This is a genomic window from Gloeocapsopsis sp. IPPAS B-1203 (genome assembly GCF_002749975.1).
Lineage (GTDB): Bacteria > Cyanobacteriota > Cyanobacteriia > Cyanobacteriales > Chroococcidiopsidaceae > Gloeocapsopsis.
The window spans coordinates 342,117-357,960 of record NZ_PEIG01000001.1 but is presented as its reverse complement, the minus strand read 5'-3'; the positions used below and the strand labels follow the sequence as shown (position 1 = coordinate 357,960).

General features: G+C 40.9%; 9 protein-coding genes. 2 read left to right on the top strand and 7 right to left on the bottom strand.

Translation table 11 applies throughout. The features are described 5' to 3' along the window. Nucleotides 1–7: 7 nt before the first annotated feature. From CSQ79_RS01620 to CSQ79_RS01590, 7 genes are all read right to left on the bottom strand, one after another. The gene (locus CSQ79_RS01620) at nucleotides 8–2,599 is read right to left on the bottom strand and encodes a TonB-dependent siderophore receptor (RefSeq protein WP_099699455.1); all 2,592 of its coding nucleotides are present in this window, start codon (nucleotides 2,597–2,599) and stop codon (nucleotides 8–10) included. Nucleotides 2,600–2,721: 122 nt separating this feature from the next. After that, entirely contained in the window at nucleotides 2,722–3,729 is a 1,008-nt protein-coding gene (locus tag CSQ79_RS01615) for a helix-turn-helix transcriptional regulator (RefSeq protein ID WP_099699454.1), read from the bottom strand. Between the two features lie 163 nt (nucleotides 3,730–3,892). Continuing rightward, entirely contained in the window at nucleotides 3,893–6,691 is a 2,799-nt protein-coding gene (locus CSQ79_RS01610) for a hybrid sensor histidine kinase/response regulator (protein ID WP_099699453.1), read from the bottom strand. A 21-nt stretch (nucleotides 6,692–6,712) separates the two neighbouring features. Further along, the gene (locus CSQ79_RS01605; protein WP_099699766.1) at nucleotides 6,713–9,616 is read right to left on the bottom strand and encodes a methyl-accepting chemotaxis protein; all 2,904 of its coding nucleotides are present in this window, start codon (nucleotides 9,614–9,616) and stop codon (nucleotides 6,713–6,715) included. A gap of 37 nt (nucleotides 9,617–9,653) precedes the next feature. After that, nucleotides 9,654–10,145, bottom strand: coding sequence for a chemotaxis protein CheW (locus CSQ79_RS01600; RefSeq protein WP_099699452.1), 492 nt, complete (start codon nucleotides 10,143–10,145; stop codon nucleotides 9,654–9,656). A gap of 4 nt (nucleotides 10,146–10,149) precedes the next feature. After that, nucleotides 10,150–10,512, bottom strand: coding sequence for a response regulator transcription factor (locus CSQ79_RS01595; RefSeq protein ID WP_099699451.1), 363 nt, complete (start codon nucleotides 10,510–10,512; stop codon nucleotides 10,150–10,152). Between the two features lie 46 nt (nucleotides 10,513–10,558). Further along, on the bottom strand, nucleotides 10,559–11,950 hold the full coding sequence (locus CSQ79_RS01590) for a response regulator (protein WP_099699450.1): 1,392 nt from the start codon (nucleotides 11,948–11,950) through the stop codon (nucleotides 10,559–10,561). 945 nt (nucleotides 11,951–12,895) lie between these two features. On the opposite strand from CSQ79_RS01590, the gene CSQ79_RS01585 reads away from it, so the two are divergent. Continuing rightward, a complete protein-coding gene (locus CSQ79_RS01585; protein ID WP_099699449.1) occupies nucleotides 12,896–13,696 on the top strand; it encodes a PP2C family serine/threonine-protein phosphatase in 801 nt (266 codons plus the stop codon). A gap of 12 nt (nucleotides 13,697–13,708) precedes the next feature. After that, nucleotides 13,709–15,826, top strand: a complete 2,118-nt coding sequence (locus CSQ79_RS01580) for a tetratricopeptide repeat protein (RefSeq protein ID WP_099699448.1) — start codon at nucleotides 13,709–13,711, stop codon at nucleotides 15,824–15,826. Nucleotides 15,827–15,844 lie beyond the last annotated feature (18 nt).

Genomic DNA, 15,844 nt, shown 5'->3' with positions numbered 1-15,844 from the left:
TACACCCTTAAAAGCTGATTGAAATTGAGCCGATTATAGATAAAGGCTCTCCTGGTCGAATGCCACTATTACGGTTAAAGGTATTCGTGCTAGTGATATATCCAACATCAAATAGATTGTTAACATTAAGCGCCACCCGCCAGTTGTCGCGCCGATAAAACAAAGCCGCATTGGTGAGGAAGTAGTCACCAATTTCAAAGTCATTGTCCAAATTGCCAAAGCGGTTGCTGACATAGTTCACTCCCAACCCAAAACCTAAGCCCTGCAAATTGCCGTGCTGAATTTCATAAGTTGTCCAAAGTCCGGCGCTATGGCGTGGTGCATTAGGAAGGCGATTGCCAATCGGAATCACATTATCTTCTGTCACTCTGGCATCGGTGTAGGCGTAGAAACCGATGATATTCCAACCTGGTAAAATCTCACCCAATACGTCTAGTTCAATGCCCTGACTGCGCTGCGCTCCTGTCGCGACTGATGCCCCTGTCAGTGGGTCAGCTACCGTCGCCACATTGCGTTTTGTAATATCGAAATAAGCTAGAGTTGCCAGTAATCCATCGAGAAGGTCAACTTTAACTCCGATTTCAAATCCTTCTGATGTTTCAGGTTCCAGAAAATCTCCATCGATTCCTCTGGCAAATGAGGGGACAAATGACTGAGAATAGCTGGCGTAGAGCGATAGATTTTCAAGCGGTTGATACACCACTCCTAGGCGTGGACTCCAAGCTGAATCTGAGCGACTTGTCGCTTCTGCGGTGTTGCGAAAATCAACGCTGTCGTAGCGTAGGCTACCAACTATAATGAAATGATTGCCGATTGAAATTTGATCCTGCAAGAACACGCCAACTCGGTCATACTCGGTATCAAATGGTGTTGTCGCAGCAATTGTCGAAAAGTCAGGACGAGGAATGACTCCATAAGTTGGGTCAAAGACATTGAGCGGTACAAGATTAGCAAAGTCTACTTTGGTAAAGCGTTCGTCAAAGCGATTCCAGTTCAAATCAACCCCTGCGAGAAGGGTATGCTCAAGTGCGCCAGTCGTAAATTGACCGACAATATTGGTTTGCACCGAGTGATCATCTGAACGATACTCCCGAATTGCATAGGCACGGTTTAAGATGCCTGTGGCTTCATCAAATGATATTGGTAAAGCAACTTGAATGTTGTAGTCTTGCCCGACGTAGCGAAAGGCATTTCGCAGTGTCCAATTATCACTCAACTGATGTTCTAGATTGTAGCCAAGGTTTAGAGATTGGCTGCGGCGAAAGTCGTCTGGTTCATTGAAGTTACGGTCAAAAGGCACGTCAATCACGCGATCGCCTGAGGCAATTAGACCTGTATCAAAGGGAGCTTCATCATCTAAGTATTCGAGCGCTAAAGAAAATCTAGTGCGATCGCTGTTCCAACTCAATACAGGTGCAACAAAGAAGCGTTCGCTGAGCGTGTTAAAGTCACGAAACCCATCTTGTCGCTGGTAAGCCGCATTGAGCCGATAGCGTAATGAAGCGTCCTCATTCAATGGCTCAGAAAAATCCAAGCTAGGGCGAATTAATCCAAAACTACCCGCTTGCAACTGAAATTTGTACAAGGGTGCTAATAAAGGTTGTTTAGTGACAAGATTAATAATTCCACCTGGATCATTTTGACCAAATAAAACCGAGGATGGGCCTCTAATGATTTCAATTTGTTCTAGATTCGCAGTTTCCTGTACCCCCAGGTTGTCATATACTCGAAAGCCATCGCGCACAATCGGACCATTTGAAAAACTATCGGTTGTAAATCCGCGCAGCGTTAAGGTAGCCCCTGCTCCAAAAGCATCGTAGCTGCCAATCACACCACTGACGTTCCGCAGCGCATCATCGATCTGTAAAATCTGCTGATCTTCCAATATCTGTTGAGGGATGACCTGAATTGACTGCGGTATATCTAGAATCAGCGTGTCGGTTCGGGTTGCGGTACTGGCATTGGGTATAAAGTAATCACTACCTTCTTCCTCGCCTATCACTACAATCTCGATGGTATCGTCATCGGTTCCAGTAGCGGTTCTCGGTGTCACGCTAAAGGCTAGCCTAGAAGCTTCAGCGATAATTTCTGCTGTGGGTGGAGCCTCTGTTCCAGTAATAACAACTCGCACTCGGTTGTTGGGCAAATTTGTGATATTGATGAGGGTGATACCGTCTGCGGGTTCAGCAGCTGAGAACTCGTCGCCTTCTGGCAATACCAATGCCGCATTAGGAATATCCGCAATTAGGGCGTTACCTACGACAGAAGTTGTAGGAGTTGCTAACTCACCCGTTGTTTGCAATGTCAGTGTCATTTCTCCATCGGTGGAGTCGAGTTGCACTTGTGTGATTTGTACAATCGAAGTTTGAGCAATTTGCGTTAGCCACTCATCAATTGTTGTTGCAGGTTGTTTGATGTCGCTTAGGGATAGCGATGATGCGATCGCACAGGAAGCTACATCTACCTCGATTGCACCTGCTGATTGAACCGACAATATTGTAAAAATAGTCACGAGCGGCGCGACAGTTCCCATGTCAAGCATCAACCGTTTCATTTCCCGTTTTTCACCCACTGCGCGATCGCCATTCAGAAAAAACATCCTAATGACAACTAAGAATTGTTTGCAAAAAGTAATAGGGAAATCTTAGTTGGTTGAGCCTCTGCTTTTCTTTGCGTAACGGAGTTTTTTTCTTTGTGCGACGGAGAGCAGAATCTAACGTATCAGTAACAATTTCCGAGTTGATAGGCTTTAGGACTGACAGCAAACTTTCTCCGAAACGCGGTGCTAAAGGCTTCAGGATTGCGATAGCCAACCCTTGCCGCAACACCTGCGACTGACAGATTCGAGTTAAGGAGGAGGTGCCGTGCCTGCTGCATTCGATAGTCGTGCAAATAGCCGAATAGGGTAGTGCCGTAGAGATGACGAAACCCTTGCTTCAATTTATGGTCATTCAAGCCAACTTGTTGGGCAATTTCAAGTAATGAGGGGGGATTGTCAAAGTGTTCGAGCAAGATTTCTCTAGCATGATGCAGTCGCTCAACGTCATTTGATGAGAATGCTAATTGAGGAGATGAGCGATCGCGATTAGCCCAGTGAGCAAATTGTAATGTAAACAATTCCAGAGCTTTGCTTTCTAAATAAAGCTGCTGCATAACACCCTGGTAAGGACAGTGCAAAATTTGTTGAATCACTTGCTTCATTGCAGGCGGTGTCTTGCCTAGTGATTGATGAAAGCGTTCAGTTAGATTCCCTTCTAGTAGCTTTTGTAATGGCTTGGGTAAAGTCATGTCTCCCTGACCAAGTGAGCTAAAATATTCGGGCTTGACAACAAGCATCACGACATACAGCGCCTTATTGGCAGGCCATTGTTCAACTTCAGTAAGATTAGGAAGGTAATAGAGGTAGTTGAAGCTGTTAATTTCTTCATAGTCGGCTGCAACGTCTTTAACATTCGGAGTTTGCACCCTGGAGAAGCCTGACAGATAAAATTTGGCAACTAGAGGAAACGAGTAGTCGTGTTGCTGTACAAGATTGATTGGCTGCACGAGTGTCCCATTGCGGATTTGAATAGTTAACCCGTTACGGAGATTAATGTCGTGTTGTCCACCAGTCCCAAGCATTTGCGGAAGAGCAATCTGAGTTCCTAATGTTGGCTGGTAAATCGTCTCACCCTGCTGCTGAGCTTGCACTTGAAGTTCTTGGAAATCTGTGTTCGTGAGTACGATCATGAGTTTGACAGTCAAATTGCTCTAATGAAATTTATTCTCATTAAAACTGAAACAGATGTCAAGGCGATCGCGTTAATGTTACTAATACCAAGTCTTCACAAATATCCAGTCTGTATTAGATAGATTCACAAATACTCTTCAACACCAATTTTTACTTACGTTTCTAATATAAAATATGCTGTAGAGTTTGGAGTAATTCTTGTTCATTAAAAGGTTTAGAAAAATAAGCTGCTGCGCCTAAATTTGTTGCAAGTTGCCGCTCTCGCTGTCCTTGGCGCGAAGTTAATATAATGAAGGGTAGTTGTTTGAGATTAGCAATTGATTTAACTTGTGCTAATAAACTGTAACCATCAAGGCGAGGCATATCAACATCAGAAATCACAGCTTTTACTGGTAAGCCACTAAAAAGTTTTTCAATTGCATCTTGACCATCAATAGCTTCTTCAACACGATACCCAGCTTTTTCTAAAGCTAAACTTAAAAAACGACGTACATTAATTGAGTCGTCTACTACTAATATTGTATCTTTATGACTGTGAAATTGAATATTAGCTAATGTCTCTGTTTGTACTAATGCCGACTGCTGACTACTTGCAATCCACTGTAGTAAAGCAGATGGATTGACTAACGGAACAACTCGACCATCACCCAAAATGGTACAGCTAGAAAATCCAGGAGGCATAGCGATCGCCCCTTCTACTTGACGAATGGCGACTTCTTGTTCGCCCCAGCAGCGATCTACTTGAACAGCTACTAATTCATGACCTTGGACAACTTTTAGCACTGTCGGAACGCCCATAGTAGCTACTGTTGCTGCGTCTGACTTTTTGTATGCACCACGAAATGTTAGCCATTGTCCTAAGCGAATTAGAGGTATTATGCTTTCTTCCCAACTGAATTTTTCCTTGCCCTCAATTGTAGTAATATATTCAGAATTAAGTAAGCGCATTTCCTCAATCGTATCTGTAGGAAATGCCATGAGCATACTATTACTTTCAACTAAAATAACTTTAGCAATAGAGAGGGTTATAGGTACATTGAGATGAAAAGTTGTACCGCTACCTAACTGTGTATCTACTTTAATATCACCACGAATTTTTCTTAAGTTAGTGCAGACAATATCAAGTCCTACACCTCTACCAGATAAGTTTGTTACCTGCTCAGCTGTGCTAAAACCTGGTTCAAAAATGAGTGATAAAAGTTCTTGTTCACTAGCCTTGGCGAGGGCTGGTGCATTTAAACCTAACTGCTGTGCTTTAGCACGAATTTTAGTCAAATCAATACCTTGACCATCGTCACTAACACTAATGAAAGTTTGATTTCCGCGTGTGGTGGCTTTAATCTCAATTGTGCCTTGTTCTGGTTTATCATGCGATCGCCGTGTGTGCAGATCTTCAATTCCGTGATCAAAGGCATTACGTAGAAGATGTGTCAAAGGATCATTTAATGCTGCTAAAATATTCCGTTCAATTAAAGTTTCACCGCCTTGGATTTTTAATTCAACTTTTTTGTTGTACTGCAATGAAAGCTCGCGTAAAAATCTGGGAAAGCGATCGAGTAAATCTGATAACGGACGCATTCGCACTTGTGTTAAGTTGGTTTGCATCTGTTTTGCTGTGCGATTGAGTTCGCCCACAGTTTGTGCAGTGTCTTCAATACTAATACTAATGTCATTAGCAACTTCTTGAATCCGGAAAATACTTTCCATAACCTCATCAGTTAAAGCTCGCAGATCGTGGCTTTCATCGGTAAATCGGTTAGCAAAGTTATTTTCTTCTATAGTGTTATTAAACGTATGCGCAGTAGTGCCATGCGAGTAGTGATTTTCATAGGCTGTCAACAAGCGAGTATCAAAATTTTTGAGAGTGTGAACTCGACCATCTAAAATTTTGACTAAGTTTCTGAGACGATCTATATATAAATTGATACCATTTCGCTCAATTGTGAGTTCTCCAAATAAGTCATTTATTTGTTCAAGAAGATCAACAGAAACACGAACTGTTTTATCTTGTTCAATTGAATTTAAAGTTGATTCTGAAGCGAGATGAAGAGATTTTTTTTCTGTTGTTTGTGAGTGTTGTTGCGGATCAATTGGCGCTAAAGTTGGATTGAATTCTAGTTGAGAGTTGTCCTCAGTTAATTCTGGTGAAAGCAAATCGAGAAGAGCTTCAATTTCGGCTTGTGCTGTTGCTAATGAGTCGCTCTGATTAATATTAGTAGGAAGTGTTGATGGTACGCCTTGGTTCAACAATATTGCTGCTTGCGATCGCCGCCATTCTTGTAATGCTAAGCTAGCAATTTCTACAACACGTTCTGGAAATTCTGCTAAATTTTGACTAATTGATTCACACAAGCTTTGAAACGCCGGAATTTGAAACATTTGCCCTAAACTGGCAAAATCCTGAGCGATCGCCGTTGTTTCTTCTAATAATCCAGGATGTTGTGGATCTGCTAAAATACTCTCTAGCCGCTGCAGATATTCTTCTACTTCGGTTTCAAAGACTAAGGTTTGCATTTGCCTATCTTCAGGCAACATCAACTCAGGACTATCAATAGATGAAGCATTTCCTAAGCGTTGCTGTAGTTGGGAAAAAATCGGTGTAACGTGATTTTCTTGCCACCGTTCATCAATAGATTTGCCTTGATGATAAATTGCGATCGCTTGTCTTAAGCAACCTACGCTTGCTAGTAGTAAACTTTCTAACTCTACGTCAAGCGATAGTTGCTGTGTTTTTAAGACTTTAAAAAAATCTTCTAGTCGATGAGCCAGATCGCTTAATACAGGAAATCCCATCATTGCCGCACCACCTTTAATGGAATGTGCAGCACGTAGTACTGCATCCATTTGTTGGCGATCTTGCTGTGCTGTCGCAACCATAACTCCGGTTTCAATCGTATTTAAATAGTCTTGAGCTTCCTCAAGAAACGAAAGCCGGATTTCTAGTTCTTTATCCTTTACCATGTGATTAACATTAATGAAAGTTTAACTTTCATCATCAACTTTAAAGACACCAACGGAAGCTTGTAACTGTTGTGTTACAGTAGTCGTCTCTTGTAAAGAGCTTGAAACTTGTCTTGCAGAATCTGCTGTTTGTTCAGAAATTATGGCAATTTCTTTAATTAATTGCGTGACTTGTTGTGAAGTCTGAGCTTGAGCAATTGTGGCGTGAGAAATTGATTGTACTAATTGGTCGATTTGGCGCGAACCATCAAAGATTTTCCTCAGGTTTTTCTTTGTATCTTCAACTAAGTTAGTTCCTTCAATTACTTGATTTGTGCCAAGTTCCATAGCATGGGCGACTTCAACAGTTTCACGTTGAATATTTTCCACAATTTGTTCAATTTCTTTTGTTGCTGCGCTTGATTGCGATGCCAGTTCGCCAATTTCTTCTGCTACCAAAGCAAAGCCTCTACCTTCTTCACCTGCACGATTTGCTTCTATGCTAGCGTTAATAGCTAAAACGTTAGTTTGCAATGCAATTTGGTTAATTAAAGAAACAACTTTGGAAATTTGTTGCGAAGACTCACTTAACTGTCGGACTTTACCTGCAGTAGTAGCAACGGTTTGGCGTAGGTTTAGAATACTGTCTACCGTGTGGTTCATTGCGACTCCTCCTACTTGGGCAGTAAGAGAAGCAGTGCGGGTGACTTCTGCGGCTTGGTGCGCGCTAGCAGCGACTGCTTGAATCGAATCTGTCATATGCGCCAAAGAATCAAGGCTATGGGCGATCGCTTCGGCTTGTTGTGAGGCTTGATCTGCTAGTTGATGCATTGCCCCTTGGTTTTCGGCAACAGCAAAGTTGACTTGACTTGCCGCTGTTTTGACATTTGTCGCCAGTTGTCGCAAACTTTCGATAATTGAGTTAAAAAAGTCAGCAACTGTACCAATCTCTCCTGCGGTAACTTCTGCACGTACCGTCAGATTTCCTTGAGCTGCTTGTTCAACATCGCTGAGTAATCCGATTAACTGTTGCTGGAGTGATTCTTTTTGCTGTCGCTGATCTCCAGAGACTTCTTCGGCAACTGCACGAGCTTTTTCAACTTGCTCTAGGAGATATGCTTGATCTAATGCAAATCCAATCTGAGTTGCTAACTGAGTAAATAAATCAATTTCAGCCTGTTGCCAAGCACGAGTTGTGGCACATTGATGAGCAATCAGCAACCCTAATAATTGATTGTCTTTTAAGATCGGTGCGACTAAATTAGCTTTAACTTCAAATCGTTCTAAAGTCTTGATGTGACAATCAGTTAAACCAGCTTGATGAATGTTATCAATTGCTCGAACGCGACCATTTTTGTATTGCTGAATGTGTCGATCTTTGAAACAAGGATCGTCTATGGTGTCTGATAGAGCTTGTGTCCATCCTGGTGCTACTGCTTCAGCGACGATAGTGCCACTTAAGTCAGAGTTGAACTGATAAATAACAACGCGATCGCTTTTAAGAACTTTTCTAACTTCTTTAACTGCTGTTTTAAGAATATCGTCTACGTTCAAGGAACGGCGAATCCGAAAAGTGACATCAGCAAACAATTGGGCTTGTTCTGTCACTTCTTCTTGCTGTCGCAGCAAACTTTGCAGTTGGTTCGCCATAACGTTGATATTAGAACCTAGCACTGCTAATTCGTCTTTGCCTTGGACGCTAAGTCTTGTGTTGAGGTTTCCTTCTCCGAGTTTTTGGACAGCTAGTGATGCATTGACGACTGGACGTAAGGCGCGGTTGACTAAATAAGCAGCGATCGCACCTACAAGAATAGTAAATACTGTTGTTCCTAGAAAGAAGGGTAAAAATAGTCCCTGGCGGGCTGCGAATACTTGTGCTGTCGGTAGTGCAACCATTGCACTCCAATTTAATGCAGTTTGACTTTCAATTTGCCGAATGGGAGTATAAGCAACTAAGTACTGCTGGCGCTCAACGCGATCTCGATCGATGAGACTACCTACTGAAGTATTGTTGATTAAGCGTGGAGCAACACGGGGAAATACTGCTTGAGCATCTTCGCCAATGTAGTCCAAATGCTCTGTTGGCGCAACAACAACTTTGCCCAAATCATTAACTGCAAAATATTCTTCAACTCCAAAACGATTGCCACTTTGAGCTAAGTTTTTTGCTTCAGCGTGTAAGATTTCATTAAAATATTGTACTGGAGTTCGCGATCGCACAACGGCGAATACCTCTCCTGTTGTTGTATTAATTACAGGTGCAGCTGCATAGATTGAATACTCGCCTGTTAATAAAGACTTTCTTGGCGGCGTCACAACTGGACGCTTGGTTTGAATACTTTGCTGAAAGTAATCTACATTACTATAGTTGGAGATTCCTTCTCCAGCAGTTTGCAGAATAACTTGACCCGCAGGATTAATAACAACAATATTGTCGTAGCCAGGGTTATTTTTTATATATTGCTCTAAACTTAATTCTTTTGATTGAGTAGGAAATAATGTGCGAACTGTGGGATCATTTAGTAAATTCGATTGTGCTAAGTTTTGAATGTCTAAATAGCGTTGTGAGATAAAATTATCGAACTGATCCGCCAAAGCAATTGCACGGGCTTGTTGTTGCTGAGTGACATTATTTGTAATAGTTTTACTTGTAATGTAGTAAGCTGTCGCCCCAAGAACTACAATTGGAAGTGTGCTGAGTGCGATCGCTAGTGTAGTTGCTTTAGTCTTTAAGCTCAACCGCCGCCAAAAAGATAAACCTAACTGATCGAAAACTGAGTTTTGATTCGACTGCTGAGTTGGAATCTGATGATTATCTAACCCTGACAGGGAATGCTGAACACTGCTACTAGGCATTTGAGGAGTGTTGTGCGTAGAATTATTGAGATGACTTGCTTTCTTGTGCTTGTGTCTGCTTGTTGGTTCCTGTTTAAATCGGGTTGCCATATCAGCTCCAATCAGTATTTGCTCGACTACTATAAAACTAGTAGTTGTATAAACTGGGCGAGTGTACAATTGCTTCAGCATTTAATACAAGCAATTTCTCTTGGTGTTGCCAAATATATCCTTGCAGGTAAGGTTGTATTGTGGCAGTACCCTCCTCTAAAGGCTGTAAATCTGACACTAGCCTAATTGTTCCTTTAATTTCTCGTACAATTAAGCTGAGTGGAATCTCCCCAACTCGAATTATCATAACGTGGTACTGCTGACTACTAGCGTCAACAGGTTGTGAAGTTAACATAGATGCCAAGTCGATTGCCCAGAAAATGCGATTGCGTCGATTAAATAAACCTAATATGCATTCAGGCATATTAGGTATAGGCGTTATGCGCCCATTTGAAATAATTAAGACTTCTTGAACGTACTTCATTAAAAGGACAGCTGGAGTATTCTCATTAAGTTGAAATCTTAGATAAGATTCACCTACACTTGTTTTATGCTGATGCAATTGCGGTGTCAGGATAGGAATATCCATAAGATTAAGCTACGACAGATTTTACAGCACGAACCAACTCTTCTCGGGTAAAAGGTTTAGTGACATAGACAGCTGCTCCTTGTTTCATACCCCAAAAACGATCAATTTCTTGATCTTTAGAACTACAAATAATTATTGGTAATTGTTCTGTATCTGGATTGTTTTTAAGCTTACGGCATAATTCAAAACCACTCATCCCTGGCATGACAATATCTGTGACTATTGCATCGATTTTTTGTTCTATCGCTTTATTCAAAGCTTCTTTAGCACTAGTAACACCAATGACAGTGAAACCACTCTCTCGTAAATAATTACTAATTAGTTCTAGTTCTGATAAAGTATCTTCAACTACCAAAATTGTAGCCACTTTCAATTTCCCTCAACGCTTGATAATACAATTATTTAAAAGCTGCTCAAGATAAGTGCCGAAAGATGATTTTAAAGAGTTCTGACTGAGTAAAAGGTTTAGTTAAATATCCAGACGCGCCTACAATTCTAGCTTTTACTCGATCAATAATTCCTGTATTACCTGTCACCATAATAATGGGAGTACTCTTAAATAAAAAATGATTACGAAGAAGACGACATAACTCATATCCATCTATACCAGCCATTCTCACGTCCAATAGAATTAAGTCAGGCTTAATCCTTACAACTTGCATAAGAGCTTTAACAGGATCGTTGATTGTAAAAACATCAAAATTTTCATCATCTAAGAAATGATTTAGCTCTTGTAGCATTGCTTGACTATCATCAATACAGACAACTTTAAATTTATTTTTGTTTGGATAAGGATTAGTAATTTTTTCTGGGGGTGTAGCTGATTTTTCAACAGAGTTGTTTTGAGATACTACGAATTTCTCAATAGGTTGAGTAGGGCGACGACTAACAACTGGTTGTTGTGAATTGGGTGTAATTTTAGTTAAAGAAACTGTATTTTTGTCATCATCACGATTGTGATTTTTGATAGATGCTACTGGAGGTGCAATGTCAACTGTAGCAGGAGTTTGTATTTGTTGCACAGCTTGACTTTCTGTAGGTGATTCATAGGTTTTCGGTAGCTGCTCAAATGGTGGTTGGGGATCTTGCAAGATAATATTCCCCATTTTGATATAAGGATACAAACTTCGTGCTAGTTGTAATTCATCTTGATTCAGCAAAACAGCTAAATGCCGAATACTAAAACCTTTAAGAATTGCACTCAATTTATGTTGGATTTCTGGAGAAAGTTGCTCTTTTATTCCTGACTGATGGCATAAATAAGGACGTTGATAAGGAGACCAAATATAAGGTGCAAAAGACTGCCAAACTTGTAATTTATTCTGGCAGTGTTTAACTATATCTTGAAGATCAAGATGACACAATTCAGATGATAGTGGACTATAGTTTTCATTTATTTCGTATGTGCTTTCTTTAATTAAGAGAAATGATTCTATAACCTCTTTAACAAGATATTCAATCAAAGCTGCTGCTTGAGCTTGATTCAAATATTGATTATTCACGAGCCAACAAATTGCTTGGTATTCAGGATGTAGTGTCGACTCTTCGTCAAACATCAAACGAAGTTTGGTGCGGATTTCACTGTTGAGTGTAGCGGTGTGATAACTGAATCGTCGCAGATAACAATCGAGACGATCGAGAGGATCAACTGTTTGAGAGGCATAAATAATTTTGCCTTGTTTTACATAAATCAACCAAGAAACAGTATTGCTATTTACTTTTAAACAAGCACTATCGTAACTACTACATAAATGTGCTAGTAAGCTTAAAGGGCGTAGGGTTTGAAACTTGCCATAAATAGCCATTTATAACTGAAACCTTATAACTTTATAAAAGTACCCTAATATGAGATATTCTTTTAAACTATTGTTTTGTAACTGAATTTAAGTTTATTAAATCAATTATTTTTATTCTTTCTTTGAAATGGAAATTGAAACAGACGAGAGCAGTAACAATATTTTTTCATTATTTAGAAGCTATCCTACTACCTCAATAGTATTGACTTGTTAAGTTATATGAATTTTACATTAGAGATACAGTTCTTGTGAACTGGAAATGATATTAACTACATATATTAACAGTCCACAGTCTACGTATCATTTATCTAATCGAGATTGCTTTTAGCACAAGGAACAAAATACTAGTCCTAGAGAGCCACTTAGTCTCTATAAGAAGCTGTCTGACAACTTCGTAGTAAGGCAGAAGCATACATAATTGCAAGAAGACTATTACTGCAGAACACTTTCGCTGGAAAAGTGCTGAGTAGCTGTCACATGAGCGTTCTTCTTATGATGCTACACAAACTTACCTACTTAGTGCTTCCGTCATGTTTGGGTCAAAAGCAAGGAAGAACTTGATAAGGTTGGCTGAGAACTCTGAATAGGTAGAATGCGTTTAACCATGTATTGACAGCCAAATGACTGACCTAGCAATGCAGTATAGTAGTAAACCTTAGACTGAATAGGTTGGAGTGATTATGGCACAAAACACCTGAGTTTATGTCTACTGAACAAGAGTAAACCCATTAAGATAGCACGTGTCCTGAGTAACTTGCATAAATTTAAGTAAATTATTGATGAAGTACTTATGAAAAAAGTTTAAAACATTGGATGACAAATCCTTGAACGGCAGATTCTGATTACTATATAAGAGGTTAGATTTCTAATTTAAGGGAAAGGCAGGAACAATTCTTAGCTGTTTGCCTATCCGAGTTATCTATGTTAATGATGTGGTGTTTTTAGTGAGATCAAATGAACGTGAATGACTTCTTCAGACAAAAGAATACGGTTGAAGAAGTTAGCTGGCGTGTGGCAGCAGCGTCAGTACGTGGTAGAGGTCACGAGAAAGTAGGGCAACTGTGCCAAGATGCACATTTTTGGGAAAAGTTACCTGAAGGAATTTTAGTAGCTGCCGTGGCTGATGGTGCGGGTTCTGCAAATTTAGGGAAAGTTGGTGCAATTGTTGCGGCACAAACAGCCGTGAAAACAGTTCGCGATCGCTTAGCAATACCGCCACTACCTAACAATGATAGTGAATGGCGCGTACTATTAAACGAAGCTCTCACCGTAGCCAGGACAACTGTAGAAGCAGAGGCTGTTGCCTGTCAGCTATCCGCCCGCGAACTTGCAACAACATTAATTCTTGTCGTTGCAACACCTAGCCTTGTCGTTGCAGCCCAAGTTGGTGATGGTGTCGCAGTTGCCAGCGATCAGCAAGGTAATTTAATTTCTTTAACTACGCCTCAATTTGGGGAATACATTAATGAAACAACTTTCCTCGTCTCGCCACAAGCACTTGATACGGCACAAATTACTCTCTGGCAAGGGAAAACAGCTAAGATTGCATTGTTATCTGATGGATTGCAAATGCTCGCTTTGGAATTAGATCAAGGAAAACCCTATGCACCTTTTTTCTCTCCCTTGTTTCATTTTGTTGCCCAGATCCAAGATGAAACAGCAGCAAAAGACCAATTAGTATCTTTTTTGCGTTCTCCGAGGATCGCTGAACGAACAGACGATGATTTAACACTTTTGTTGGCAACACTAAGTTAATAATTTTGGGCTATGCGGTTGCAACGTCAATCGAACAAACAAATTATCACCATTGAACCCAAGTTGACTGTAGGACATGGGGGTGAAGCGCGAGTTTTTGTCTTGCCGCAAGACGAGCAGTTGGTGGCAAAAGTTTATCACAAGCCAACCAAGGCTCACGCGCAAAAACTCATGGCAATGCTTGCTAATCCGCCAGAAAATCCTACAGCAGCAAAAGGGCATATTTCGATTGCTTGGCCTACTGATTTGTTGTATCCAGGAGATGGTAGCGATCGCGTTATCGGCTTTTTGATGCCTCGCGTTCACAAGATGCACTCGGTCTTAGAGTTCTATAACCCCAAAACCCGCCGCCAAACCTGCCCCTTCTTTAACTATCTTTACTTACACCGCACAGCACGTAACCTTGTCACCGCAATGGGAGCACTGCACTCCCGAGGTTATTGTATTGGAGATATCAACGAATCAAATATTCTTGTGAGTGATACTGCCTTAATTACTTTGGTAGACACTGACTCATTTCAAGTGCCAGATCCTAAAAGTGGCTATGTGTATCGCTGTGGAGTTGGGAAAGCAGAATTTACTCCGCCTGAATTACAAGGCAAAAACTTCGCCCACTTCGAGCGCAAACCAGAACACGACCTTTTTGGATTAGCAGTGCTGTTATTTCAACTCTTGATGGAAGGAACGCACCCGTTTGCTGGCATCTATCAAGGAATTGGCGATCCCCCTTCATTTTCAGCACGCATTAATGCTGGACATTTTGTCTACAGTAAAAGCAAGCGCGTCCCCTACAATCCTACGCCGATCGCACCCCCTTTTGAACTCCTTTATCCTTCCTTACAGCAGCTTTTCTTACGTTGTTTTGAAGAAGGGCATCACAATCCTAAATTGCGACCGAATGCCCAAGCATGGCAAACTGCTTTAATTGAAGCAGAAAAATCGCTGATAACTTGCACATCAAATAACCAACACCGCTACAGCAACCACCTTAGTTCTTGTCCTTGGTGCGAGCGTGCAGTCAGACTAGGAGGACGCGATCAGTTTCCTTCACTACAAGCTGTTCGTGCAGGTCAACACCTCCAACCAGTGAAGCGCAAGCGTGTCACACTACCAAAAAAAGACTATCAGCAGCAAGTACTATCAGCTTTTAATTCCGCTGCAGCTAACCCAACTGCAAAACTAGTTGTTGGGAAACATAAAAAGAGATTTAATCCTTTGATGTGGGGTTTGATTGGCACAGGAGCACTAGTTTGTCTAGAGATTATTGTAATTGTTCACGATCTGCAAATTTCTCCACAAACTATCGCCAATCTTTTTCCTGATAGAAGTGAGGCAAAACCTGCAATACCACAACCTTCACTAAATGGTAATCAAATTTCGATTGCTTACTACGATCAAGGCAATTTTCATTACAAATTAGGTGACTACAAAGGAGCAATTGAAAATTTCAATCGCGCTTTACTTTATAATCCTAACGATGCTAATGCTTATGTCAACCGTGGTAATGCTCGTTATGAGATAGCCCAACATAGTAGTAATCCTGTGATGGAATATCAAGCTGCGATCGCTGATTTTGATCAAGCGTTGCAACTTAACCCATCAGCTGAGGAAGCTTACCTGAGTCGCGGTATTGTCCGCCATGACACTGCTAAATTCAGTAAAGATACAGATAAAAATTATTTGGCAGCTATTAGTGACTTCAACCAAACTGTGATGCTGAACCCAAGCAATGCTAAAGCATACGTAAAAAGAGGCATTTCTTACTATAAATTAGCGCAAAATAGTAAAAATATTCAGCATCCAGGCTATCAAGAAGCCATCAATGACTTCAATCAAGCTTTGCGACTTAACAATCAAGAAGCTGAAGCATATATTAAGCGGGGTATTGTTCGCTACGAAATTGCTCAAAGTGACAAAACTCAGAACCAAGACCATTCCAGTGCGTTGACAGATTTAAAGCAAGCCGCGAAACTTTTTTTGGCACAAGGAGATGTGGAAAGTTATCAAGAAGCTTTAAGTAACATTTGTGTAGTGCTAGAAAATAAATGCCAATCGTTCTTACAAAATCCAGAAAAGTTTATTACCTCCAAAGTACACTTGATGACTCCCAAGCCGCAGCAGAGTAACTAGTGACTAGAAAAACAACTA

Excerpts from the sequence above, each read along its gene's own strand:
- CSQ79_RS01620 (WP_099699455.1), bottom strand. The coding sequence starts at position 2,599 with ATGTTTTTTCTGAATGGCGATCGCGCAGTGGGTGAAAAACGGGAAATG.
- CSQ79_RS01615 (WP_099699454.1), bottom strand. The coding sequence starts at position 3,729 with ATGATCGTACTCACGAACACAGATTTCCAAGAACTTCAAGTGCAAGCT.
- CSQ79_RS01610 (WP_099699453.1), bottom strand. The coding sequence starts at position 6,691 with ATGGTAAAGGATAAAGAACTAGAAATCCGGCTTTCGTTTCTTGAGGAA.
- CSQ79_RS01605 (WP_099699766.1), bottom strand. The coding sequence starts at position 9,616 with ATGGCAACCCGATTTAAACAGGAACCAACAAGCAGACACAAGCACAAG.
- CSQ79_RS01600 (WP_099699452.1), bottom strand. The coding sequence starts at position 10,145 with ATGGATATTCCTATCCTGACACCGCAATTGCATCAGCATAAAACAAGT.
- CSQ79_RS01590 (WP_099699450.1), bottom strand. The coding sequence starts at position 11,950 with ATGGCTATTTATGGCAAGTTTCAAACCCTACGCCCTTTAAGCTTACTA.
- CSQ79_RS01585 (WP_099699449.1), top strand. The coding sequence starts at position 12,896 with ATGAACGTGAATGACTTCTTCAGACAAAAGAATACGGTTGAAGAAGTT.
- CSQ79_RS01580 (WP_099699448.1), top strand. The coding sequence starts at position 13,709 with ATGCGGTTGCAACGTCAATCGAACAAACAAATTATCACCATTGAACCC.